This window comes from Enterobacter sp. BNK-22, from assembly GCF_048684805.1.
In the GTDB taxonomy this organism is placed as follows: Bacteria; Pseudomonadota; Gammaproteobacteria; order Enterobacterales; family Enterobacteriaceae; genus Enterobacter; species Enterobacter quasiroggenkampii.
The window spans coordinates 2,381,253-2,406,087 of record NZ_JBLQTT010000001.1; the positions used below are offsets into that span (position 1 = coordinate 2,381,253).

The 24,835-nt window shown below is 58.8% G+C and carries 20 protein-coding genes; 7 read left to right on the forward strand and 13 right to left on the reverse strand.

Going from position 1 to position 24,835, the window contains the following annotated elements:
• Positions 1 to 146 precede the first annotated feature (146 nt).
• From ACMGGE_RS11300 to ACMGGE_RS11315, 4 genes are all read right to left on the reverse strand, one after another.
• Positions 147 to 704, reverse strand: a complete 558-nt coding sequence (locus ACMGGE_RS11300; protein WP_420293763.1) for an imm11 family protein — start codon at positions 702 to 704, stop codon at positions 147 to 149.
• A gap of 2 nt (positions 705 to 706) precedes the next feature.
• Positions 707 to 4,894 carry an RHS repeat-associated core domain-containing protein gene (locus ACMGGE_RS11305; protein ID WP_420293764.1) on the reverse strand — a complete coding sequence of 1,396 codons (4,188 nt, stop codon included), beginning with the start codon at positions 4,892 to 4,894 and terminating at the stop codon, positions 707 to 709.
• A gap of 17 nt (positions 4,895 to 4,911) precedes the next feature.
• Positions 4,912 to 5,349, reverse strand: a complete 438-nt coding sequence (locus tag ACMGGE_RS11310) for a DcrB-related protein (protein ID WP_420293765.1) — start codon at positions 5,347 to 5,349, stop codon at positions 4,912 to 4,914.
• A gap of 117 nt (positions 5,350 to 5,466) precedes the next feature.
• The gene (locus tag ACMGGE_RS11315) at positions 5,467 to 6,357 is read right to left on the reverse strand and encodes an oxidoreductase (RefSeq protein WP_420293766.1); all 891 of its coding nucleotides are present in this window, start codon (positions 6,355 to 6,357) and stop codon (positions 5,467 to 5,469) included.
• A 105-nt stretch (positions 6,358 to 6,462) separates the two neighbouring features.
• On the opposite strand from ACMGGE_RS11315, the gene ACMGGE_RS11320 reads away from it, so the two are divergent.
• Positions 6,463 to 7,584, forward strand: coding sequence for a YbdK family carboxylate-amine ligase (locus ACMGGE_RS11320; protein ID WP_069720322.1), 1,122 nt, complete (start codon positions 6,463 to 6,465; stop codon positions 7,582 to 7,584).
• Here the strand turns inward: ACMGGE_RS11320 and ACMGGE_RS11325 are convergent.
• The 3 genes from ACMGGE_RS11325 to ACMGGE_RS11335 all read right to left on the reverse strand — a co-directional run bounded on the left by ACMGGE_RS11325 (position 7,514) and on the right by ACMGGE_RS11335 (position 14,594).
• Entirely contained in the window at positions 7,514 to 10,669 is a 3,156-nt protein-coding gene (locus tag ACMGGE_RS11325; protein ID WP_420293767.1) for an efflux RND transporter permease subunit, read from the reverse strand. The two genes, ACMGGE_RS11320 and ACMGGE_RS11325, sit on opposite strands and share 71 nt — an antisense overlap.
• A gap of 9 nt (positions 10,670 to 10,678) precedes the next feature.
• Entirely contained in the window at positions 10,679 to 11,740 is a 1,062-nt protein-coding gene (locus tag ACMGGE_RS11330) for an efflux RND transporter periplasmic adaptor subunit (protein WP_420293768.1), read from the reverse strand.
• Between the two features lie 145 nt (positions 11,741 to 11,885).
• Positions 11,886 to 14,594 (reverse strand): cation-transporting P-type ATPase, encoded by a 2,709-nt coding sequence (locus ACMGGE_RS11335; protein WP_420293769.1) that lies wholly within the window; start codon positions 14,592 to 14,594, stop codon positions 11,886 to 11,888.
• A 479-nt stretch (positions 14,595 to 15,073) separates the two neighbouring features.
• Between ACMGGE_RS11335 and ACMGGE_RS11340 the strand changes: the two genes are divergently transcribed.
• Entirely contained in the window at positions 15,074 to 15,322 is a 249-nt protein-coding gene (locus ACMGGE_RS11340; RefSeq protein ID WP_013097677.1) for a DUF1158 domain-containing protein, read from the forward strand.
• Between the two features lie 54 nt (positions 15,323 to 15,376).
• On the opposite strand, the gene ACMGGE_RS11345 is transcribed toward ACMGGE_RS11340, so the two are convergent.
• The gene (locus tag ACMGGE_RS11345; protein WP_010428317.1) at positions 15,377 to 15,718 is read right to left on the reverse strand and encodes a RamA family antibiotic efflux transcriptional regulator; all 342 of its coding nucleotides are present in this window, start codon (positions 15,716 to 15,718) and stop codon (positions 15,377 to 15,379) included.
• Between the two features lie 32 nt (positions 15,719 to 15,750).
• Complete coding sequence (locus ACMGGE_RS11350; RefSeq protein ID WP_420293770.1) at positions 15,751 to 16,854, reverse strand: MBL fold metallo-hydrolase; 1,104 nt, start codon at positions 16,852 to 16,854, stop codon at positions 15,751 to 15,753.
• Positions 16,855 to 17,044: 190 nt separating this feature from the next.
• Between ACMGGE_RS11350 and ACMGGE_RS11355 the strand changes: the two genes are divergently transcribed.
• The 3 genes from ACMGGE_RS11355 (at position 17,045) to nfsB (ending at position 18,767) form a co-directional block, all read left to right on the forward strand.
• Positions 17,045 to 17,635 (forward strand): TetR/AcrR family transcriptional regulator, encoded by a 591-nt coding sequence (locus ACMGGE_RS11355; RefSeq protein WP_371898816.1) that lies wholly within the window; start codon positions 17,045 to 17,047, stop codon positions 17,633 to 17,635.
• Complete coding sequence (locus ACMGGE_RS11360; RefSeq protein ID WP_371898815.1) at positions 17,625 to 17,993, forward strand: MmcQ/YjbR family DNA-binding protein; 369 nt, start codon at positions 17,625 to 17,627, stop codon at positions 17,991 to 17,993. The genes ACMGGE_RS11355 and ACMGGE_RS11360 overlap by 11 nt, the downstream gene beginning before the upstream one ends.
• A gap of 120 nt (positions 17,994 to 18,113) precedes the next feature.
• Positions 18,114 to 18,767 (forward strand): oxygen-insensitive NAD(P)H nitroreductase, encoded by a 654-nt coding sequence (nfsB, locus tag ACMGGE_RS11365; RefSeq protein ID WP_371898814.1) that lies wholly within the window; start codon positions 18,114 to 18,116, stop codon positions 18,765 to 18,767.
• Positions 18,768 to 18,802: 35 nt separating this feature from the next.
• Here nfsB and ACMGGE_RS11370 read toward each other — a convergent pair whose 3' ends face one another.
• From ACMGGE_RS11370 to ACMGGE_RS11380, 3 genes are all read right to left on the reverse strand, one after another.
• Positions 18,803 to 19,090, reverse strand: coding sequence for a helix-turn-helix domain-containing protein (locus ACMGGE_RS11370; protein WP_045909670.1), 288 nt, complete (start codon positions 19,088 to 19,090; stop codon positions 18,803 to 18,805).
• Positions 19,071 to 19,400, reverse strand: coding sequence for a type II toxin-antitoxin system RelE/ParE family toxin (locus tag ACMGGE_RS11375; protein ID WP_048026897.1), 330 nt, complete (start codon positions 19,398 to 19,400; stop codon positions 19,071 to 19,073). The genes ACMGGE_RS11370 and ACMGGE_RS11375 overlap by 20 nt, the downstream gene beginning before the upstream one ends.
• A 139-nt stretch (positions 19,401 to 19,539) precedes the next feature.
• A complete protein-coding gene (locus ACMGGE_RS11380) occupies positions 19,540 to 20,409 on the reverse strand; it encodes a helix-turn-helix transcriptional regulator (RefSeq protein ID WP_420293771.1) in 870 nt (289 codons plus the stop codon).
• A gap of 107 nt (positions 20,410 to 20,516) precedes the next feature.
• Between ACMGGE_RS11380 and ACMGGE_RS11385 the strand changes: the two genes are divergently transcribed.
• Complete coding sequence (locus ACMGGE_RS11385) at positions 20,517 to 21,953, forward strand: MFS transporter (RefSeq protein WP_420293772.1); 1,437 nt, start codon at positions 20,517 to 20,519, stop codon at positions 21,951 to 21,953.
• Between the two features lie 65 nt (positions 21,954 to 22,018).
• Positions 22,019 to 23,263: a mechanosensitive ion channel family protein gene (locus ACMGGE_RS11390; RefSeq protein WP_196345937.1), complete on the forward strand. Its 1,245-nt coding sequence runs from the start codon at positions 22,019 to 22,021 to the stop codon at positions 23,261 to 23,263.
• A gap of 92 nt (positions 23,264 to 23,355) precedes the next feature.
• On the opposite strand, the gene pheP is transcribed toward ACMGGE_RS11390, so the two are convergent.
• Positions 23,356 to 24,744, reverse strand: a complete 1,389-nt coding sequence (pheP, locus tag ACMGGE_RS11395) for a phenylalanine transporter (protein ID WP_045909674.1) — start codon at positions 24,742 to 24,744, stop codon at positions 23,356 to 23,358.
• Between the last annotated feature and the right edge of the window lie 91 nt (positions 24,745 to 24,835).

The following is a 24,835-nucleotide window of genomic DNA, read 5'->3' on the forward strand; positions in this document are numbered from 1 at the left end:
AATCCTTGAGGGTTATCTTTTATACTTTGCAAAGAAAGTAGTTAATGATAAGATCATATATTCCATTTAATTGGAATTTAAATGGCTTTTATAATCCGGGAAAATTATTCCCCGGACCATTTTGGCTAATTTAAATCATATCCATATTAATAAATATGGTCAGCAAAATCTATTCCTTTCACATTATTCTTAGAAAGGAACTCTTTAAATACATTTGAAATAATTATGCAAGATTTATATTCACTACATCTTGCCATACTAAAATCTTCAATAACATTTTCTTTGAAGACTATTTTACTAAACTTCCTTGGACCATTAGGTAAATAACTTAGTATAGGTTGACTTTCCGAAGCTTCCATATCGATGCATGAAACCTCTCTTAGTATATTAATTATTTTATACCCTTGATGTTGGGTTTCATTTACAGATACAGTTGCGTCAATAAGTTGAACATCAGTCCGAAAAACATCGTGACAAGAAATTAGTGATGCTAGTCTGGGTGATATGAATATAGGCCCATCACTATAATAAAAATCATATGCAAGCAGTGCCTTATCACTCACCTTAGATTTTAATTTAAAAAAATACCCCTCGTTAGTTTCAATTGATTTACATTGAGAAAAAGCACTTCCAGATATGTCAGGATGCTGGTATTCAAACCAATAACTATTGGGGTAATCAGAAGCAATTCGTAGCTCATACATACTTAGCACCTCGCTTTTCTAACCGAGTTTTTGTTAAGAATAGTTTTCCCACCGCGTAAATCGGCACGTTCGTTTTTTATGATTTCACTAACAGCCTGTTTATACTCTGCTTGTTTCCAGCCGTTTTCCTTCCCGTATTCATATATAGCATCCATCTGGTCACCTATATTTTTTGTATAACCAGGATGAGACCCACTATGGATTGTTCTTGTCGGATGGTAATCTGCTGACTTAGGTAAATAAATAACATTTTTAATATCATGGATATTAAAATCAGCCGCTTTTATTAAATCATGGCCTTTTAACTGTTGTGGAATAATATGATGCTTTTGGAAACCAGTAATACTCGGCATCGTGTTATAGGTCAGCAATCCCAGCGGATCAATCCACCCCAACGGATTTGGCGCATACTGATAAAGGTTCCACCCACCATTCAACCCAATCGGGTCCTGCACAATAAACCGCCCGACCTGCGGGTCGTAGTAGCGGAACAGGTTATAGTGCAATCCCGTTTCACCGTCAGCGTACTGCCCGGCATAGCGAAGCGGCTGGTGTGGCATCGCCGTACGGTTCACAACCCGTGAGAACCCTTCGCTCTGGTGGCGTACCTCGCCAAAGCTGTCGAACTGGCCGCTCCAGCGCACCGCGCCGCGCTCATCTGTGACCTCCAGCGGCGCGCCGTTCAGGTCGGTGTTGAACCAGTAAATCTCACCGCAGCTCTGGTCTCGAAGGTGATCCACCCGCGCCAGCGGGCTCCAGGCCTCATTCGGATCGTAAACATAGGTGCTGCACAGCCCGCTCTCCTGCTGCTCCTGCAGCAGGCGGTAGCCCTGCCACAGGAAGCGCGTTTCTGTGGTGCCGTGCGTCGTAGTGACGATTTTGCGCGTACGGCGGCCCAGAGCGTCGTAGTGATAGCGCGCCTCAAACCGCCCTTCCGGCCCGGTTCCCCGGGCGGACACCAGACGGTTCTCGGCGTCATACGCATAATGCTGTTCATACAGCCCGTTCCGGCGGCTGACCAGGTTGCCCCAGGAGTCGTATTTCATAAACAGCGCCTGCCAGTGCTGCAGGCGGTTATCCGTGACCGGTTCCGCATCGTCATTGGCGGCGAGGTTATCCGCGGCGTCATAGCTGAACTGCGCGCGGCTGTGCCCCTGGCGGGCCTCGTAGTGCTTCAGCAGACGCCCTTCGGCGTCGTAGCCGTAGTCCACCTCACCGCGCAGGGTGTCGCTGACGCCGGAAAGCTCGCCGCGTGCGGTGTAGCGATACAGGCGTTCCAGTATCGCCTGCTCCGGCAGGGTCACGTCCGTGCTTAATTCGCTGCGCTGCAGGGTGCGTCTGCCGAGGCTGTCATAATGGCGAATCTGCTCGCGCGCGCCCTGAGTGCGGCGCACCTCGCGGTGCAGGCGGTCGCGGGTGAACTCGGTCACCAACTGCTGCCCGAAGCGGATGGCGCTGACGTGGCCGGAGCCGTAGTGCAGCCACGCCAGCTTTTGCTCGCCGGGCAGCGTCAGGCCGGTCAGGTTGCTCAGGGCATCCCATTCGTAGCCCACCGCGCCGTTAATGCCGGACTCGCTCAGCACGCGCCCGGCGGCGTCGTGGCGGTAAGCGATCTCATCGCTTTCTATACCCAGGGCAACGCCTTCGGCCGTCGGCGTGCGGCGGATGCGGGTGATCTGGCCGCTCAGATCGCGGAAGTAGCGGTACTCCGCTTGGCGCTGAGTGCGTCCGAGCAGCAGCCCGCTGTCGTCATAGCTGAACTGCTGGACGCGACGGGCGATGCCGCCGTCGGCGGCAGGCCGTCCGTTTTCTTCGAGCGCGCAGAGGAACCCTCGCGCGTCCCATTCCATATGGCGCACGGTCTCATCCGGGCGCGTTTCGCTGAGCGGGCGGCCCACGGCGTCGTAGGTGAAGCGGTATTCCGCCCCGTTGCCGTTATCAAGTCGCAGCAGGTTGCCGCGCGGGTCGTAGCGCCACTGGCGCACGCGGCCAATACGGTCGGTGAGGCTGACCGGGAGGCCGAGCACGTTGTAGGCCCAGCTCACCTCGCTTTCCAGCGGATCGCGCCAGCCCGTGAGCTGGCCGCGTTCGTTCCACACCAGCGACTCGCGGCTGCCGTCCGGGTGGATCACGGCGATCAGCAGCCCGGCACGGCTCCACTCCCGGCGCGTGATATTCCCTTCCGCATCCTCACTGGCAATCAGCTGCCCGAATCGATCGTAGGTGAAGCGGGTGACGCTGCCGGAGCAGTCGGTGCGCTGCGTCAGCAGCCCCTGGTGGTTCCAGACCAGGCGCACCACGCCGCCGACGGCGTCGGTAATGCTCTCCGGCAGGTTTTCTTCATCGTCAGGATAGCGATACGCGGTGGTGCTACCGGCCGGATACGTTTCCGACAGCAGACGACCGCGAAGGTCGTACATGGCCTGCGATGAGGTGCCGTCCGGGTACACCGTGCGGGTGATGCGGTCGGTCAGGCGATGCCAGTGATACTCGGTGCGGCGGCCCGCCGGGTCCGTCTCGCTGGTCATGCGGCCGTATTTGTCCCACGTGCTGCGGCGCATCGCGCCGCCGGGCAGAATAACGTCGCAGAGCTCGCCGTCGCGGTAAACAAACGTCGTCTGGCGACCGTCGTAATCCGCGAAGCGCGCGACGTTGTCGTCGTCGTCCACCAGCCAGTGCGCCTGAGCGCCGTCTTCGCGGGTCGCGCGGCGGGTGCCGTTATCAAAATCATATTCGAACGTCAGCTGTTCGCCGCCGCTGTGGCGGAAGCCGACCACGCGCGGCAGGCCGTCAATCTCCCGCCAGCGGTATTCGCTCAGCAGGCCGTTGACGTCCTCGTGGGCGCTCATCAGCCCGTCCTGCCAGCGGAAGCGTCGGCGCACGCTACCGCCCCGGCCGGTCACACAGACCAGCTGGCGCTGTTCATCATAAGCGTAACTGACCAGGCAGATCTCGTCATCCAGCCAGGCGCCGAGGAGCCTGTCACGGTCGTAGCGGCAGACCACGCGCTGTCCCGCGCTGTCGGTCAGGGCATGCAGGGTATTATCCGCATTCCACTCGAAGAGGATATCGTTGCCGCAGGGTTCAGAGATGCGCTGGAGCAGCGACGGGGCATCATCCTTAAGCGGTGAATAGCGCCAGCGTTCGCCGCTGACGTCATACACCGACCAGCTGTCGTCCTGATGATGTTCAAGCCAGTTCTTTTCGCTTTCGCAGTAGGTGCGCATCCCTTTCGGGACCTTCGGGAAGGCGACGTAATCACCGGACGGCGCGCGCCACACCAGGCCGTCCTGATACGGCTCAAGGCGGCTTTCCCAGAACAGGCTCCAGCCGCGGCCCAGCACGCTGTCGCCGGGGTTGCCGCTGCGCCAGTAGCGCTGCCAGCGCACCGGCAGGCGGGAAGGAAGAACGAAATCAAGCTCATCATCCCCGCTGAGAAACTTCTGTCCGCTGACGATATCTACCGGGCGAGCGATAATCCCCGCGGCCGCCACGCCGGTCATCAGCGTGCCGGCGCGACAGGCGATACGGGCCAGCTTGTTGATACCGGGGATTTTGCCCAGCAGCTTAGAGAGCGCCCCGACTTTACCAGCGGCACCGCCCCACCCGCCGATAAGCCCGGCGAACAGCAGGGTAAGATCGGAGACTTTGTAGAGCCACTCGGGGACTTCAGACTGAATGGGCAGGGTTTGCTGCGGGTCGCCGCCGATAATGACGTTGTTCGAACCGGTCATCACCTTCGCGTCGCAGGTGGTGCGATCCCCGATGCGGGCCGCAGGCAGGCCGTTGATTGAGACCCGCGAAGAGCCTTCGGCCATCTGCTGCGAGCCGTCGTCAGAGCACTTCACCGTGCTGTCTGTTGCCATGGCTGCGGGTTTACCATTGATATACACATTGGGCGAGCCGGAGGTGATGACGCCTTTCTTCGTCATGCTGGATGCCCCGGCGTCCGCGATGCTGTCCCGGGCGGCGGTCGCCAGCTCCCCGGTGTAATACCCCACGGCCAGGCTGGCGCCGACGAGCAGGACGCCCACGCCAAGACAGGATGCGCCGAGACCGGCAATAAACATGGCCCCCGCCAGAATGCCCCCGGCGGCGGCAATCAGGCCACCGACAATCGTTCCGGCAATCATCCCGGCCAGCGCACCGGAGTGGCCGATATCATCACCAACGCGTGCTGCTTCAAACATAACAACTGTCCCTGGTGTTAATGGTGGAAGCGGAAGCTCCTGAGAAGATCGCCAAACAGCGCGCTGTCGGCATCGCCCGGCGCGCGGGTGCCGGTCATGGTGAAGACCAGAATTTTATCGCTGTCGATATTAAATACGGCCTGCTGCTGCCAGATGCGTTTCCCGTCGCGCAGGTAGCTGGCATGGACAATTTCACCCAGGGAAAGATTATCGCCAAGCGTAGCGGCGCTGCGCTCACCCTGCTTCCAGCCCTTGATGTGTTTTTCCATCAGGGCAAGCTGGCGATCGATATACGCGGCAAGCGCTTCGCCGGGATTGAGGGCATCGCGGGAGATGTTGAACGCCGGCGCATCCGCAGCGGGCGGCGCGAATACGTTGACGGTACGATCCTGATAACCCTCAGGAAAGGTGATCTGTCCTTCACTGAACAGGCACTGCGAATGTTGTTCTGACATTGAGCGGGTCCCACCACATATTTTCAGAAGCGGCAAGTTTCGCATATGTGTTTAAGGCTGACTATCCCCAGATTATTGCCCAACGCCAGCCCTCGCCGAACGGAAAAACAATAACCGTTAACCCGGCCCCTCGCTCCCTGCCGCCAGCAGCGGTACCACCACATCGCTGATGGGCACCGCAATGCCGTGTTTGCGGCCGTAGCGCTGGATCACGCCGTTGCGGATATCCCACTCCATCGGGCGATCCGCCTGACGGTCAGCGAGAATCGACGTGCCAAGGTCCTCAGGCGCACGCTGGAAGTTCGCCAGAATCTCCTGCGCCACGTCATCGGCCAGCTTCGCCCCTTCGGCGCGGGCGACGGCAAGCCCTTCCCGCAGGTAGGCCAGCGAAAGTTCGCTGATATCCTCGCGCCTGAACATCCCGGCACGGCGGTTGGCCAGCACCATCAGCCCGGCGACCGCATTTTGCAGCAGCTTGCGCCAGGCGACGGTAGGGAAATCAGCCGAGAGTTCAACTTCACAGCGCGTACCGCGAAGCGCATCGACCACCCGCTGCGCCTGAGGCTCGTCCGGCAGCGTCAGGCGCGGTTTGGCGCGCAGCCAGACGGAGGCATCCGGCTCGCGCTGCGCCGGGAACCAGACCACCGACGGCAGCACAGTCGCGCCACTGACCAAAGGCTCAAGCTGAGCCTTCTGCTCTACGCCATTTTGCAGGGCACAGACCACCGTATTTTTATCGCACAGCGCGCGCAGCCACCCGGCGCTGTCGGCGTTTTGCGTCGTTTTCACCGCGATAAACACGAGGTCGACGGGGCGCGTGATGACCGCCGGATCGGTTAATACCGGACCGGGCACCACCGTTTCACCCTCATCGTGACGCAGGCGTAACGCCGCGTGTGCGGTCCGTCCGCAGAGCAGCGGCGTGCGGCCCGCGTCATGCAGGACCGCGGCAATGGTGGTACCAATTGCACCGGGACCAATCAGCGCAACCGTTGGATAGTCAGACATGATTCACTCCCCTTTTGCTAAGCCTGCTATCAGTTATACCACCCTGAGACGAGCGCGCCACACCCGTTGTCTATACTCAACACTCTACAGACAACGGAGTGCGCCATGCCTTTACCCGATTTCAAATCCTCTGAACCGTTCACCCTTGGCATCGAGCTCGAACTGCAGGTGGTTAACCCGCCGGGGTACGATCTCAGCCAGGACTCCTCCGCGCTTATCGCCGCCGTCAAAGACGACATTAAAGGCGGTGAAGTCAAACACGACATCACCGAAAGCATGCTCGAAATCGCCACCGGCGTGTGTCAGACCATCGACCAGGCGGCGGCGCAGTTCTCGGTGATGCAGCAGAGCATCCTGCGCGCCGCGGCGGAGCAGCACATTCAGATCTGCGGCGGCGGGACGCATCCGTTCCAGAAATGGCAGCGTCAGGAGGTTTGCGACGACGAGCGCTATAACGTCACGCTGGAGCGCTTTGGCTATCTGATTTTGCAGGCGACGGTGTTCGGTCAGCACGTTCACGTCGGCTGCCGGACCGGGGATGACGCCATTTACCTCCTGCACGGCCTGTCGCGTTTCGTGCCGCACTTTATTGCCCTGGCGGCCGCCTCGCCGTACATGCAGGGCACCGACACAAAATTCTCCTCGTCGCGGCTCAATATCTTCTCCGGGTTCCCGGATAACGGGCAGATGCCGTGGGTTAACAGCTGGCAGGAGTTCGAAGGGCTGTTCCGCCGCCTGAGCTCTACCAGCATGATCGACAGCATCAAAGATCTGCACTGGGATATTCGCCCCAGCCCGCATTTTGGCACCGTGGAGGTGCGGGTGATGGATACGCCGCTGACGCTCGGCCACGCGATTAACATCGCCGGGCTGATTCAGGCCACGTCCCACTGGCTGTTGACCACGCGTCCCTATAAACATCAGGAACGGGATTTTCTGCTCTACCGTTTTAACCGTTTTCAGGCGTGTCGCTACGGGCTGGAGGGGATCCTGACGGACGTGCACACCGGCGAGCAACGAACCGTGGCGGAAGACATTGCCTGGCTGCTGGAGCAGGTGGCGCCGTCGGCCGATAAGCTCGGTGCCACAAGCGCAATCAATGAAATTGCCCTGCTGTTAAAGCAGGGCAAGAGCGAGGCGCAGCGCATGCGGGACTTTATCGCCGACGGCGGCTCGCTGATTTCTCTGGTGCAGAAGCACTGCGAGCTGTGGGCGACGAGTCCGTAAGGCCGTGGCCCCACTCGCGCAGGCGCTGGAACAGCACGAACAGCGCGGGGATGAACAGAATCCCCACCACGGTCGCCACCAGCATACCGCTGAACACCGTGGTGCCGATGATGCGGCGGCTCTGGGCTCCTGCGCCGGTCGCCAGCATCATCGGCAGGACGCCGATAATAAACGACACGGCGGTCATCATCACCGCGCGGAAGCGGCGCGAGGCCCCTTCCCGCGCGGCATCGACAATCGCCATCCCGTCCATGCGCCGCGCGCGGGCAAACTCGACGATAAGAATCGCGTTCTTGGCGGCGAGGGCTATCAGTAGCACAAGACCAATCTGCACGTACACGTCGTTGGCGTATCCGGCCATCCACAGCCAGACCAGCGCCCCGCCGATGGCGAAGAGCACCGAAAGCATCACGCTTGCCGGGAGCGTCCAGCTCTCGTACTGAGCGACGAGGAACAGCCACGCCATCACCACCGCCGCCAGCACGATCCAGATCGCCTGATTGCCGGTCTGCTGCTCCTGGTACGACATGCCGCTCCAGGCGTAGTCGTATCCGGCTGGCAGGCTCTCCGCCAGAATCTCGCCCATCGCCGCCATCGCCGTGCTGCTGCTCACCCCAGCCGCCGCCGAGCCGCTCACCGACACGGACGGGAACTGGTTGTACTGCTGCAGGAACGGCGCGCCGACGGTCGGCGTGATGGTGACGAGGTTGGTCAGGCGTACCCGCTCGCCGCTGTTGCTGCGCACGAACAGCTCGCCGATCTGCTCTGCGCGCTCGCGCCACTGCATCTCGTTCTGCATCACCACGTGGTAGACGCGGTTGTTGATGCTGAAATCCCCGGCGCGGGTGCCGCCAAAGGCGGTCTGCAGGCTGCTAAAGATGCGCGACACCGGCACGTCGAGGCGGGCGGCGCGCTCGCGGTCAACGGTCAGCGTCAGCTGCGGCACGTTGCTGCTCCAGGTAGTGAACACGCGGCTCAGCTGCGGATGCTGGTTGGCTTTCGCCAGCACCTCGCGGGTGACGCGCTCCAGCTCCGCCGGGCTCTGCCCCGCCTGGGCCTGGATGCGCAGGTCGAAGCCGGAGGCGTTGCCCAGCCCCGGCAGCGTCGGCGGCGCGAAGGTCATGATGGTCGCTTCCGGCAGGGCCAGCAGCTGGCGCTGCAGGGTGCCCATCACCTCCTCCAGCGGCGGGCGCTCGCTCCAGTCCTTCAGCATGATGGAGATAAACCCGCCGTTGGAGGCGCTGGTGCCGTTGAGGATGTTAAACCCGGAGACCTGAATCACGTCTTCCACCGCCGGGTTTTTGGCGATTAACTCGCGCGCCGTGGTCATCACCGCTTCGGTGCGCTCCAGCGAGGCCGCTTCCGGCAGCTGGACGCTGGCGAAGAAGTAGCCCTGGTCTTCCTGCGGCAGGAAGCCTTTTGGCATCGACGTAAAGCTGAACGCCACCACGGCCGCCGCGCCTGCGGTGGCCAGCAGCGCCAGCCACGGACGCAGGTTTAAGACATTCACGATGCGGGTGTAGAAACCGCGCGTGGCGTCCAGCCCGCGGTTAAAGGCGCGATAAACGGCCGCAGGATTCTCCGGGCGCGGACGCAGCAGCATCGCGCACAGGGCGGGCGTCAGGGTCAGCGCCACGAGGCTTGAGAGCGTCACGGCGGTCGAGAGCGTCACCGCGAACTGGCGGTACAGCTCGCCGACAATCCCCGGCAGCAGCGCCACCGGCACAAATACCGCCAGCAGCACCAGCGTGGTCGCGATCACCGGCCCGGCAATCTGGCGCAGCGCCAGCGCGGTCGCCGCCGTGCGGCTCTGCCCTTCCGCCATCAGCGTTTCAACGCTCTCCACCACCACGATGGCATCATCCACCACCATGGTCAGCGCCAGAATAATGGCAAACAGGCTGAGGGTGTTGGCGGAGTAGCCCAGCGTGTAGAGCACCGCGAAGGTGCCCACCAGCGACACCGGAATGGCGAGGGCGACAATCAGCGTCGCGCGCCAGCTCTGCAGGAACAGGGAAACAACGATAACCACCGCCAGCATCGTCAGCGCCAGCGAGACGCCGATCTCCTTAATGGTCGCGGCGACGAAGGAGGTGGTGTCGAATTTCACCTCGTAGACCAGGTCATCCGGGAAGCGCGTCGAGAGACGCTCCAGCTCCGCGCGTACCGCATCGGCCACGCGCAGGGCGTTGGCGGACGGCGTCGGGTAGATGCCCAAATAGGCGGAATCGTGCCCGTTCAGCTGCGCGCCGGAGCTGTAGCTGCGCGAGCCGAGCTCAATGGTGGCGACGTCCTTCAGGCGCACCAGCTGGCCCATCTCGCCCGCGCGGATAATGATGTCGGCAAAGTCTTCGGCCTGGCTTAAGCGCCCCAGCCCGTTGATGGTCAGCGTCTGCTGCTGTCCGTTAAACACCGGCGGCGTGCCCACCTGACCCGCCGCGCCCTGCACGTTCTGCTCGCGCAGCGCCTGCGCCACGTCATCGGTGGTGACGTTCAGGGCGTTCATGCGGTCCGGGCGCAGCCAGATGCGCATGCTGTAGTCGCGCGCGCCGAACATCTGCACCTGCCCGACGCCGGGCAGACGGGACAGCGCCTCGCGCACCTGGGTGCTGGCGTAGTTGCTGACGAACAGCGGCGTGTGGGTGTTGTTCGGTGAGTAAAGACTTACCCCCATCATCAGGTTGGTGGCACGCTTGCGCACCTGCACGCCGTTTTGCTGCGCCTCGGTCGGGAGCTGCGCCACGGCCTGCGCCACGCGGTTTTGCACGTCGATGGCGGCGAGATCCGGATCGGTGCCCGCCGCAAAGGTAATGTTCAGGCTGTAAGTGCCTTCGTCCGAACTGGTGGACTCCATGTAGAGCATATGATCCACGCCGTTCAGCTGCGTCTCCAGCGGCGTGGCGATAGCCTCCGCCACGTCAGCCGAGCTGGCGCCCGGCCAGCTGGCAGAGACGTTCACCACCGGCGGCGTGATCTGCGGGTACTGCTCCACCGGGATAATCCTCAGCGCAATGGCCCCCAGCAGGGTGATGACCAGCGCAATCACCATCGCGAAGCGCGGGCGTTTGATGAAAAACGTCAGCATGATGGCTCCTTAATTCAGTATCTGGACGGCAGCGCCGGGCTGCACGCGCTGCGCGCCGTCAGTAATCGCTCGCTCACCGGCCTTAACGCCTGAGGTAATCTGGAACTGCTGGCCGATTTGTCCGGCGACCGTCAGTGAACGCATTTCGGCTTTGCCGTCGGCGTTAACCACCCAGGCAAAGAATCCGTCGCCATTCTGCTGTACGGCAGCGGCGGGCAAGGTCAGCACCGGCTGCTCGCTTGCCGGGCGCAAAAACACGTTCACATTGCCGCCGGGCAGCAGCTGATGGCGCGGATTGGCAAACTCGGCGCGCAGCATCACGCTGGCGGTACGCGGGTCAATGCGGTTATCCGCTGACGTCAGTTCGCCGCTGACGCGCTGGCCGTTGCTGTCGATCAGCGCCTGCCAGGCACGCTTCATGGCGCTGATATCCGCATGCTGTCCGGCTTTGGCGGCAAACGCCCCCTCTTCCAGCGCAAAGGCGATGCGGATCGGGTCAAGCTGCACCACCTCCACCAAAACGCCGCTCGCCGGGTTGACCAGGCTACCCACGTGGAAGCTGCTGTGCCCCACGCGGCCGTCAATCGGCGAGGTGATGCGGGTGTAGCTCAGGGTGACGTTGCGGGCTTCAAGCCGGGCTTTCGCCTGCTCCAGCGCGGCACTGGCGACGTCTCGCTGCATGCGGGCGTTGTCCACGTCGTGACGGCTGATGGCGTTGCTGCTGCCGAGACTTTCAAAGCGAGAAAGCTGCTGCTGCGCCTGGCGCAGCGTAGCTTCGGCGCTTTTCACTTCGGCCTGCGCCAGGCGCAGTGCGGCGCGCGGCTCGGCGTCGTCCAGCTCAAACAGCACGTCGCCTTTTTTCACGTACTGCCCGTCACGGAAGTGGATTTTGGCGATCGTGCCCTCCGTGCGTGCGCGTAGCTCAACGGTGTGAATGGCTTCGATGCGGCCCGGGATCTGGCGCTCGGCGGCGTGGGCGGTTTGCTCCACGGTGGCGACGCGAACGGGAATGGCGGCGAATGCGGGTTGCAGGATGCAGGCGAGGAGCGCGAACAGGAGTGGGAATTTCATGGCAGTACCTCAGATATGTTCCCCTCACCCCGGCCCTCTCCCCAAAGGGGCGAGGGAGAAAACCGAGCCCAAAGAAGAGTACCAGACTGTCCCCTCTCCCCTATGGGGAGAGGGTTAGGGTGAGGGGTAAGGTTTTAAGGTTTAGTTATGCAGCCTTACGGAACCTGCGGGTCAGTCGCTTCTCGATTTCGACGACGAAGAACATCACGCCTGCAACGGCCAGGGTCACAAACCAGTAGCGCAGCGGCAGGGCTTCGGTACCGAACAGCATCTGCATAAACGGCAGGTAGATAATCGCCGCCTGGAGCAGGAACAGCACGCCCGTCACCAGCCAGATCCCTTTGTTAGCCAGCAGGCCGCGGTTGAGGGAGAACCCTTCGGTGTTGCGGCAGTTAATCATGTATACCCACTGGGCGCAGACCAGCATCTGCAGCAGCACGGTGCGGATGAACTCCGCGCTGTGGCCGCGCGGAGCCAGCCAGGCTTCCAGCGCAAAGGCGGCGATGGCAATCATGGTGCCGACGAAGGCCACGCGCCAGACGGCGTAGGCGTCCATCACGTGCTGCCCGGTCTGACGCGGCGGACGGCGCATGATGTTGCGCTCGGCGGCCTCAAAGGCCAGGCCGAAGGAGAGCGTGGCGGAGGTCGCCATGTTCATCCACAGAATCAGCACCGGCGTCAGCGGAATGATGTTCCCCGCCAGCAGCGCAATCACAATCAGCAGACCCTGCGCCAGGTTGGTCGGCATGATGAACAGGATGGTCTTCTTCAGGTTGTCGTAAACGCGACGCCCCTCTTTCACCGCGCTGGCGATGGTGGCGAAGTTATCGTCCGTCAGGACCATATCCGCCGCCTCTTTGGTCACTTCCGTACCCTTAATGCCCATCGCAATGCCCACGTCCGCCTGACGCAGCGCCGGGGCATCGTTCACGCCGTCACCGGTCATGCCGACGATTTCGCCTTTGTCCTGCAGCGCTTTCACCAGGCGCAGCTTATGCTCCGGGCTGGTACGGGCGAAGATGTCATACTTCACCGCGGCGTCCGCCAGTGCGGCGTCGTCCATCTTCTCCAGCTCGTAGCCGGTGACCGCCTGCTCGCTGTTGGTGATCCCCAGCATCTGGCCGATACTCATCGCCGTCTGCGGGTGATCGCCGGTGATCATCTTCACGCGGATCCCCGCCTGCTGGCAGGCGTTAATCGCGTCAATCGCTTCCGGGCGCGGCGGATCCATCATCCCGGCGATGCCGAGGAAGATCAGACCATGGCTCAGGTCGTCGTGCGTCAGCTCCTGCTCGCCGTTCGCCGGCTTGAACGCCGCGGCAACCATGCGCAGCCCCTGACGCGCATAGCGCTCCATTTCGGTTTCCCAGTACGCGCGGTTGAAGGCTTCCGCACCGTTGCGGGTCTGCTGCTGCGCGCACAGGGCGAAAATGACGTCCGGCGCGCCGGTGATCAAAATCTGCTCCTCACCGCCAATCTGGTAGTGGGTGCTCATGTACTTGTACTGCGAGTCGAACGGGATCTTATTCACCAGCGTGGTCATCACCGGCTCAAGGCTGGCCTTCGCCGCCAGCACCTTCAGCGCGCCCTCGGTCGGCCCACCGGTAATGCCCCACAGGCCGCGCTCGTCCTGAATCAGCTGACTGTCGTTACACAGGTCGATGGTGCGCAGGTACTGCTCCAGCACGGTGCCCGGCTGGATCTGCACCGGCTCGTCGCTGCCTTCCAGATAGATGTTGCCTACCGGCTCGTAGCTGTTGCCGTCCACGCGATAGCAGGCGTCGGCGGTGATGATGGCTTTAGCCGTCATCTCATTCATGGTCAGGGTGCCGGTTTTATCCGAGCAGACCACGGTCATCGCGCCGAGCGTTTCAACCGTCGGCAGCTTGCGGATAATCGCCCGCTTGCGCGCCATCGCCTGCACGCCAAGGGAGAGGATGATGGAGATAATTGCCGGCAGACCTTCCGGTACGGAGGCCACCGCCAGGCTAATCAGGGAGAGCAGCAGCTCGCCCATCGGGATCTCGCGGAACGCCAGGCTGAAGACAAACAGCGCGGCCATCATCGCCAGAATAATCGCGAAGATCGCTTTACCCAGCTTGTCCATCTGCACCAGCAGCGGCGTACGGTGCTTCTCGATACCCGCCATCATCTGGTTGATGTGGCCGAGTTCAGTATCCTGACCGGTCGCGGTGACCACGCCGACGCCGCCGCCCGCGCTGACGGTCGTCCCGGAGAAGACCATATTGGTGCGATCGCCCAGCGGTAATTCGCCGCTCAGCGGATTAACGTGTTTATCCACCACGGTGGATTCACCGGTCAGAATCGCCTCTTCCACGCGTAAATTATGCGCTTCAATTAGACGCATGTCCGCCGGAATACGGTCCCCCGCACGCAATACAATAATATCGCCCGGGACTATTTCAGTTGTAGGTATAGTTTCGTGGTTGCCGTTACGAATAACGCGCGCCTCGCTGGAGAGCATATTACGAATACTCTTCAGGGATTTTTCCGCGTTGCTTTCCTGAATATGGCCAATTAAGGCATTGATTACCGCCACGCCCAAAATAACCAGCGTATCAACCCAGTGGCCCATTATTGCCGTTAATACGGCGGCGGCCAGCAGGACATAAATCAGTACATCATTAAAATGGGCTAAGAAACGCAACCAGGCGGGTTTGCCTTTTTTCTCCGGCAGCGCGTTCGGCCCTGTTTTTTGCAGACGCGCCTGCGCCTCCGCACGATCCAGACCGCTGGCCTGGCTCTGCGCGTGTGCAAGCACCTGCTCTACGGTCTGCTGGTATGCCAACCCGCCGGAAGGCGGCATGTTAGGAGTCAATTTTTTTTCAGTCATCGTATTTTTCCTTCAATTTCCGGTGAACAGAAGCCTGAATTCCTTTCGGGCTTAAATAAATTCATTTTAAAGTCTTGCGGGTAAAATTGATCTACCGCAATATAATGACTTCTCGGTTATTCAAAACTGATTAAAACTATTTCGATGATCTGATTTTTACAAAATATTTCTAAACCAATACTAAACGAGGGGGAACCATGTGGGGTATTTATCGCGGGCGCAGACTGGTGTTATACGTTATCGCGGCCATTGTTATTGCCACGTTAATTGGTTATAGCACCTATACATTTGTAAAATTATTTTCCTGATGCGGACGTTTATTTACATTACGAGATAATAATATAAATGCCGGGTCGTATGTTGTTATTTATTCGCAGTTATAATGTCTTTGTTTTATTCAAAAAGGCCAGCGGGGCTGATATTGCTTTACGTTACAGAATGCCGGACAATGACATTTTTAACTGACGATTAACATTACGATGAAACACCCGCTAGAATCGCTGCTCACCGCAGGCGGCATTTTATTACTGGCCCTGCTTTCGTGCCTGCTGCTCCCGGCGCCTTCGCTTGGGCTGGTGCTGGCGCAGAAGCTGGTTCAGACCTTTCACATGGTCGATCTTAACCAGCTCTATACCATTCTGTTCTGCGTGTGGTTTTTACTGCTCGGGGCGATTGAATTCTTCGTGCTGCGTTTCGTCTGGCGACGCTGGTTTTCACTCGCGTCCTGAGACCATAAAAAAGCCGGGTGGCGGCTACGCCTTACCCGGCCTACGCGCGACAGGTTAATGTGTCTGGCTATGGTTCTCTTTACGGTACGCTCCCGGCGGCTGGTTGAACGTACGGGTGAAGATACGGGTAAACGTCTGCTGCGAGTCAAACCCGTAACGCAGGCAGATGTCGTACACCCTGGCATCGGATTCTCGCAGATCGCGCGCCGCCAGCAGCAGCTTACGTTCACGGATATAACGCCCCAGACTCTCCCCTTTGTACTGCATAAACAGCCGCTGCAGGTGCCATTTCGAGTAACCCGCGTGACGGGCAATCTCCTCTATTCGTAATGGCTGGTGCAGATTGTCGTCGATCCATTCGACGATAGTGTCGATGACTTGAGCGGAAATGGTCATACTGCTGTCCCCCTCTGCTTCTCGCTTAAACATTATTCCCACCACGCACGAAATGTTTGTGCGCTGTCGCTTACCCGGACGGGCTCGCCCAGTTCCGGCGTCAGCAACCGATAATTTTTATCCTTGCTGGCTTTTGCCAGCTGGATCAGCGGATCGTTCCAGGCGTGTTTCGCCAGCACGAAGCGTCCGTTATGTCCGGGCACCACGGCTTTCGCGTTGAGATCCGCCGAGGCCTGCGCCGTTTCCTCCGGCAGCATGTGGATGTACTTCCAGTCCTGGTCGTACTGGCCGTTTTCCATGATGGCGACGTCCACTTCGCCAAACTGTTCACCGATGGCCCTGAAGTGCGGGCCGTAGCCGGAATCCCCGCTGTAGTAAACCTTCTGCTCTGGCGTGACGAACATGAAGCTGCCCCACAAGGTGCGATCGCGTTTGATGCCGCGACCAGAGAAGTGACGCGCTGGCAGAACGTGCACCGTCAATTCATCGCTGATGCGTACCGACTGGTTCCAGTCGCGCTCGTCGATAATCTCGGGCTTCATCCCCCAGTAACGCAGGTGGGACCCCACGCCCAGCGGCGTCACTACGCGCTTCACCTTCGGCAGTAGCGCCCTGATGGTGGCGTAATCCAGATGATCGTAGTGATCGTGCGAGATAATCAGCAGGTCGATCTCCGGCATGCGTTCCGCGCGCCACGGATACTCGCCGGCAAAGGCCTTATTGAGGAACGAGAACGGCGCGGCATAGTTGCCAAGCACCGGGTCAATCAGGATCCGTTTACCCGCGAGCTGCAGATACCACGAGGAGTGACCGAGCCACACCAGGGTGTCCTGCTCCAGCGGCAGGCTCGCAAGATCGGTTTTCACCAGCGGCAGCGGCTGGGCCGGGCGGGCGTTTTCGGTTTTTTTGGTCAGAAACTCCCACATTGCGACCAGCATATTTTTATCGCCGTTATAACCCGGCGTCGGCAGCGTATTGTGGAATTTCCCCTCGCGATACTGTGGGGATGCCTCCACTTCAGTGAGTCGTTCACCCTGCGGCGGCTGGCCGAATCCGGCATTCAGAACAAACGGTAAACTCGCGGCTGAAGCAATAATCATGATTAACACCACGCAGATGAAGAGAGGTTTTTTCATATCCTGACCCGAAAACGCGCCCCATCCGATAGCGTGCGCAGGGTAAACTTGATTATGAGTGAGTAAGCACTCATTATAGATATGATGATAAAGTCGTCAAGACGTTTTCGATCTTTGACATTCCGCGTTGCAGCGTGTCAAAGCACGTGTTTCAATCAGGGTTTTTATAATTGACAGGAGGAAAAATTTAGTGGCACGTCCGAAGAGTGAAGATAAAAAACAGGCCTTACTGGAAGCCGCAACGGCGGCGTTTGCACAGTCAGGTATTGCCGCCTCAACGGCGCTCATTGCCCGTAAGGCGGGCGTCGCCGAAGGCACCCTGTTCCGCTACTTTGCTACGAAAGACGATCTGCTGAATGCCCTCTATCTTCATCTGAAGCAGGATCTCTGCCAGACCATGCTGGCGAACCTCGATCGCACCATCACGCTGCCTAAAGAACATACCCGCAATATCTGGAACAGCTATGTGGACTGGGGTATTCGTAACCCGGTTGCTCATGCGGCGATCCGCCAGATTGGCGTCAGTGAAAAGCTGAGCACCGAAACGGAACAGGCGGTGAAAGAGATGTTTCCGGAGCTGCATGAACTCTGCCGGCGCTCGGTGCGTCAGGTGTTTATGTCTGATGAATTTAAAACATTTGGCGATGCGCTTTTCTTATCGCTTGCCGAAAGTACGATGGAATTTGCCACCCGCGATCCGTCCCGCGCCGTTGATTTTAAAGCGCTCGGCTTTGAGGTGATGTGGCGCGGGCTTGCCCAGGAAGAGAGCGATGGACAGTAAAACGTTGCAGGAACACGCAAAACGCGTGGCGCTGGAACTGCCGTTCACCGAACACTGCTGGCCGTTCGGGCCGGAGTTTGACGTGTTCAAAGTGGGTGGAAAAATTTTCATGATTATGGCCGTCGCGCACGGGCGGCCGCACGTCAGCCTGAAGTCAGACCCGGAGAAATCTCTGTTAAACCAGCAGATCTACCGCGGGATAGAACCCGGCTACCATCTGAGTAAAAAGCACTGGATTTCCCTTTACGGCACTGACGACGTGACCCCGGAACTGGTTACCGATCTCATCAATGATTCATGGCATCTGGTGGTGGATAAGCTGCCGAAAAAAGACCAGAAGTGGATCCGGCCGGTCTGATTGTTCGTCTGAGACGAACAGATTAAACGCTCGAATTGCCCTTATCTTTTTCCGCGTACCGCTGTAATCTGCTCACCTTTCGCGCCCGCACGCGGGCGAATTTCATCATCAGGAGTTGTTATGGATATCATTTCTGTTGCGCTGAAACGCCACTCCACCAAGGCGTTCGACGCAAGCAAAAAACTGACCGCTGAAGAAGCGGAAAAAATCAAAACCCTGCTGCAGTACAGCCCGTCCAGCACCAACTCCCAGCCGTGGCACTTCATTGTGGCCAGCACCGAGGAAGGAAAAGCGCGCGTGGCGAAATCCGCGGCAGGCACCTATGTGTTCAACGAACGCAAAATCCTGGATGCCTCTCACGTGGTGGTGTTCTGCGCGAAAACCGCGATGGACGATGCCTGGCTGGAACGCGTTGTCGATCAGGAAGAAGCCGACGGTCGCTTCAACACCCCGGAAGCCAAAGCCGCGAACCACAAGGGCCGCACCTATTTCGCCGACATGCACCGCGTGGATCTGAAAGATGACGACCAGTGGATGGCGAAGCAGGTTTACCTGAACGTCGGCAACTTCCTGCTGGGCGTGGGCGCAATGGGCCTGGACGCGGTACCGATCGAAGGTTTCGACGCCGCGATCCTCGACGAAGAGTTTGGCCTGAAAGAGAAGGGCTTCACCAGCCTGGTAGTGGTGCCGGTTGGGCATCACAGCGTGGAAGATTTCAACGCCACGCTGCCGAAATCTCGCCTGCCGCTGAGCACGATTGTGACCGAGTGCTAATCCCTCCTGGCACGCTGGGTTCCGGCGTGCCTGTTTCAATAAAGCGTAATCTGCGGGTGTTTAATCCCACACACCAGCGCATAACGCGTTAACGTATCAAGGCTTGCCCGGGTAATATTCGCTTCCATTCTGGATACCGTGGGTGCGCTGACGCCCATCCGCTCAGCCACCTGCGCGCGCGTCAGGCCAGCATGGTCTCGCCATTGCGCCAGCATCTCTCGCAGGCGTTCCTTGCGCTCTTCTGCATCAAAAGAAGCCTGCACTTCTGAATTGCTTAACAGTTCCGCTCTGAGCTCATCCCAGTCAATAATCTTTTTGCTCATCCAACATCTCCTGTTGTCGTTTCAATGCCAGACGGAGTTCAGCAGAGGGTGTTTTTTGCGTTTTCTTGATAAATACCCGCAGCAGAAAAATTGTCTTTTCCCGCTGATAAACGTAGATCCCACGAGTGTGGATCAGCCCGACGGTTCTGATTTCAAACAAACCATAGGGTAAGGGTTTGCTGTCAGGTTCTCTCAGTACTGTCGGATTGGTGCGTAATTTATCAAGCTGTCGAATCAGCTTCGCCTGCACCCCAGCAGGCAGTGAGAGAATCTCTTCCCTTACCGCCTCATGAACGATAAGTCTGAACACGATATTTCATCCCTGAGAATATTAGCATATAAGGCAATTTGCATTAAAGGCTAATTTAGCTTTTCGTGTCCCACCTTACCCGTTTTTAACAGACAGAACCGGATCCGCTTTGATTACATGAAAGCCCCTCGCAAAAAACTTACTTTCCCTGCGCCGCCAGCCACTCCATCGCCCGCTCTCCCGCCTCATCTACCGGCAGATACACCAGCAGCCGCGATCCGTTTCGCGGCGCGGAATACCAGTACATCTGCTGCAGCGTAAAATCCCCCAGCTCGGGATGGGTAAACAGCTTGAGCTGGTTCTCCACGGCGCGCACGTCGTTGCGCTGGTGCCACAGGGTTTTGAACTCTTCGGACACCGCGAAGAAACGCGCCAGTTTGGCCTCCCACAGCGGGTCACCCCGGTGTTCGGCCATCGCCGCCCGGAAATAGGAGACAAAAATGGGCAGCACGTCGTCGCGTCTGCCGAGGCGCGCGCGCCACGCCGGATGCGTGAGGAACAGATAAATACAGTTGCGATCTTCGGGAGGGATGTCATTGAAATCGACGCCCATCAGATGCCCGAAGCTGTCGTTCCACGCCACGATATCGAAGTTCGGTTTTTGAATGCTCGCGGGTTTCGGCATCAGCGTATCCAGCAGGCGTCGGGTGCCTTCGCTGATGCCTTCACAGCAGACCGCCTGTGGTGCTTCACCCGGCGGCAAACCCGCTAACACAAAAAGGTGCCGGGCCTCGGTCGGGGTGCATTGCAGCGCTTTTGCCACGGCCGCCATCACCGCGCTGGACGGATTGACGTCCCTGCCCTGCTCAAGCCAGGTGTACCAGGTCACGCCCACGTCAGCCAGCATCGCCACCTCTTCACGGCGCAGGCCCGGCGTGCGGCGTCGACCGCTGCGCGGCAGGCCGAGACGCTGCGGATCGAGGCTTTCACGTCGTGCACGTAAAAATGCCCCGAGCTGTTTTCGCGTGTCGTCCTGACGTGAGACGACGGGTTCAGACATCAAGGCCATAAATCCCCCTGCATGGTAGTGCCAATACCAGTATAAGCAAGAACTGGTACCCGTTTATCTGATGGTAGATGCTACGACCATCTGTTGAATGACGCAATGGAGTTACCATGAATACGTCAGTTGTTTCACCGGGTCGCGCTGGCCTGATATTGCTGTTAACCGGCCAGATGCTGCCGATGATTGATACCTCAATCACCAACGTGGCGCTGGACGCCATTACCCATTCACTGCACGCTACCGCTACCGAACTGGAGCTCATCGTCGCGCTCTACGGCGTGGCCTTTGCCGTCTGCCTCGCGCTCGGCAGCAAGCTGGGGGATAATTTCGGCCGTCGCCGTCTGTTCATGTGGGGTGTGGCGAGCTTTGGCCTGGCCTCGCTGCTGTGCGGAATGGCAGGGAACATTGAACAGCTGCTCGCCGCGCGCATCGTTCAGGGCGCGGGTGCCGCACTGATCATGCCGCAAATTCTTGCCACGCTGCACGTGACGCTCAAAGGTACGGCGCATGCAAAAGCCATCAGCCTGTTCGGCGGCATCGGCGGGATTGCGTTTATCGTCGGGCAGATGGGCGGCGGCTGGCTGGTATCGGCGGATATCGCCGGACTGGGCTGGCGTAACGCCTTCTTTATCAACGTGCCGATTTGTCTGGTGGTGCTGGCGCTGAGCCGCCGCTTCGTACCGGAAACCCGTCGCGAGACTCCGTCACGCATCGACTGGCCGGGTACCGTGTTGCTGGCCATCATGCTTTGCTGCCTGCTGTTCCCGATGGCGCTCGGCCCGCAGTGGCACTGGTCCTGGCCGCTGAAGGCGATGCTGCTCGCCCTGGTCCCGCTGGCCTGTCTGATGGCGCTGAATGCGCGCAAAAAAGAGCGTGAGAATGCCCACCCGCTGATCCCGCCGCGCCTGCTTGCGCTTCGCAGCGTGCGCTTTGGCATTCTGATTGCGATGCTTTTTTTCAGCGTCTGGTCCGGGTTTATGTTCTGTATGGCCCTGACCATGCAAACCGGTCTGGGGATGGCGCCGTGGCAATCCGGGAACAGTTTTATCGCCCTGGGCGTGACCTACTTTGTTTCGGCGTGGTTCGCACCTCGGCTGATTGCCCGCTACAGCACCAGCACCATCCTGCTGACGGGTCTGGCGATCCAGATTACCGGCCTGCTGGCGCTGATCGCCACGTTCCGCGTTTGGGGCATGGAGAATACCACCCTGACGCTGGCACCCGCGACCGGACTGGTGGGCTACGGGCAGGCGCTGATCGTGAACAGTTTCTACCGCATCGGGATGCGCGACATTCAGCCTGACGACGCGGGAGCCGCGAGCGCTATTTTAAGCACCCTGCAGCAGGCCGCACTGGGTCTTGGCCCGGCCATTTTTGGCGCCATTTTGCTGCACGCGCTTCAAAACCATCACGGGGATTACACCCAGGCGGTTAACGTCTTCCTCATGGTGGAAACAGCCATGATGGTGGTGCTGGCTCTGGCGACGCTGCGCATCCGCCATCGCCTGTGCCTGCCGGTGGTAAAGGTCTGCCAGGCCGTCAAATAAGTTCGTGAATTTGCATAATAGATCCGCAGCCGCCATTATGGGGCTGCAAAAATACAGGAGACGTTATGCAGGAATTGATTGCTCAGGTTGAAGAGTTAGGCATTGAAATTAATCACACCACCTCTTTAGTGATTATCTTTGGTATTATTTTTCTTACCGCCATCATCGTTCATTTTATTCTACACAAAGGGGTACTTCGCGCATTCGAAAAACGCGCGCAGGCCAGCAGCCATTTATGGCTGCAGATCATCACCCAGAATAAATTATTTCACCGTCTGGCCTTTACCCTGCAGGGGATAATTGTCAACGTCCAGGCGGTACTGTGGCTGCAAAAGGGCAGCGAAGCGGCGGAAATACTCACCACCTGCGCGAAGCTGTGGGTGATGGTGTATGCCCTGCTCTCCTTCTTCTCGCTGCTGGACGTGATTTTCAATCTGTCGCAGAAAATGGCTACCGCGTCACAGCTGCCGCTGAAAGGGATCTTCCAGGGCATCAAGCTGGTGAGCGCCATCCTGGTGGGGATACTGGTTATCTCCCTGCTGATTGGCCAGTCCCCGGCGATTCTGATCAGCGGTCTGGGTGCCATGGCCGCCGTGCTGATGCTGGTGTTTAAAGACCCGATACTCGGACTTGTAGCGGGTATTCAGCTTTCTGCCAACGACATGCTCAAGCTCGGCGACTGGCTGGAGATGCCGAAATACGGTGCCAACGGTACGGTGACGGACATCGGCCTGACCACCGTGAAAGTCCGCAATTTCGATAATACGATTACGACCATTCCGACGTGGGCGCTGGTCTCCGATGCCTTTATCAACTGGAGCGGCATGTCGGCCTCCGGTGGGCGACGCATTAAGCGCAGCCTGAACATTGATACCACCAGCATTCATTTCCTCGACGAGCAGGAACAGCAGAAGCTCATTCAGGCGAAACTGCTGAAGCCTTATCTGGCCGCACGTCATGAGGAAATTAACCTGTGGAATCAGCAGAACGGTGAAGGGGAATCGGTATTAAACCTGCGCAAGATGACTAATATCGGCACCTTCCGCGCCTACCTGAACGAATATCTGCGCAACCACCCGCGTATTCGTAAAGATATGACGCTGATGGTGCGCCAGCTAGCGCCTGACGCGAATGGCTTGCCGATTGAAATATATGCCTTCACCAATACCGTGGTCTGGGCAGAATATGAGGAGATTCAGGCCGACATCTTCGACCATATTTTCGCGGTGGTGGATGAATTTGGTCTGCGTATTCACCAGTCACCCACCGGGAATGATATTCGCGCCCTGTCGGGTGTTGTCGCCAGATAATCTTTTTGTAGGCCCGGTAAGCGAAGCGCCACCGGGCATGAAGGCAAGTGTGGTCTGGTGCCCTCTCCCACAGGGAGAGGGAGAAAACCGCGCTACTTTTTGCGCGAGAGCTTAAAAGCAATAAACAGGAACACCACCCACACCGGCAGCAGCATCGCCGAGAGGCGCATCTCATCCATGGTGCACATCAGTACCAGAATCAGCCCCAGGAAAGCGATACAGAGGTAGTTCCCCGCCGGGTAAAGCAGCGCTTTGAACTGCGTTTCGCGCCCCTTGCGGCGCATCGCGGCACGGAATCGCAGGTGCGCCAGGCAGATCATGATCCAGTTCAGCAGCAGCGTGGCGACAACCAGCGCCATCAGCAGGCCAAAGGCCTCTTTCGGCAGGAGGTAGTTGATCAGCACCACAAGCGACGTGATGGCACCTGACAGTAACAAGGAGTTCACCGGCACGCCGCGACGGCTGACGCGGGTTAAGAAGCGCGGTGCGTTGCCCTGAACGGAGAGGCCAAACAGCATACGGCTGTTGGAGTATACGCCGCTGTTATAGACCGACAGCGATGCCACCAGAATGACGAAGTTCAGCGCAGAGGCGACCACATTGCTGTTCAGATCGTGGAAAATCATCACGAACGGGCTGCTGTCGGACTTCACTTCTACCCAAGGATAGAGCGCCAGCAGCACCACCAGCGAGCCGATGTAGAACAGCAGAATCCTGTACACCACCTGGTTAACCGCTTTTGGAATGCTTTTATGCGGGTCGCGCGCTTCAGCAGCGGTAATGCCAATCAGCTCCAGTCCGCCGAAGGAGAACATGATCACCGCCAGAGAGAGGATCAGCCCTTTCCAGCCAGTGGCGAGGAAGCCGCCGTGCTGCCACAGGTTGTCGATCGTGGCGCGCTCGCCGCCGTGGCCTGAGAACAGCAGCCACAGGCCAAAGCCGATCATGCCGATAATCGCCAGCACCTTGATCAGCGCAAACCAGAACTCGGTTTCGCCATACAGGCGGACGTTGACGAGGTTAACGGCGTTAATAATGATGAAGAAGGCCGCCGCCCAGATCCACGTCGGGACATCCGGCAGCCAGTACTGCATATAGATGCCTGCGGCGGTCAGCTCCGCCATCCCCACCAGCACGAACATCACCCAGTAGTTCCAGCCGGACAGGAAGCCGGCAAACGGGCCCCAGTATTTATAAGCAAAGTGCGCGAAGGAGCCAGACACCGGCTCTTCGACAACCATCTCGCCAAGCTGGCGCATGATCAGGAAGGCAATAATCCCGGCGATACCGTAACCCAGCAGCACCGCCGGGCCCGCCATCTGAATAGCGGGGCCGATGCCGAGAAAGAGCCCGGTACCGATTGCGCCGCCAAGGGCAATTAACTGAATATGTCGATTTTGCAAACCACGTTGCAGCGTCGGATTCTGATCCGACGAGGCTTCGGCGCTACCATGGCCTGAAGCGGATGACGCGTCTTTCACGTCCTACCCCTGTCTCTTTTTTAGAAGGGGCACGTTTTAACACTTCATGCTGGAGGTAGCAAGGGATTGGGGCATCCCTGCCCCGGATAAC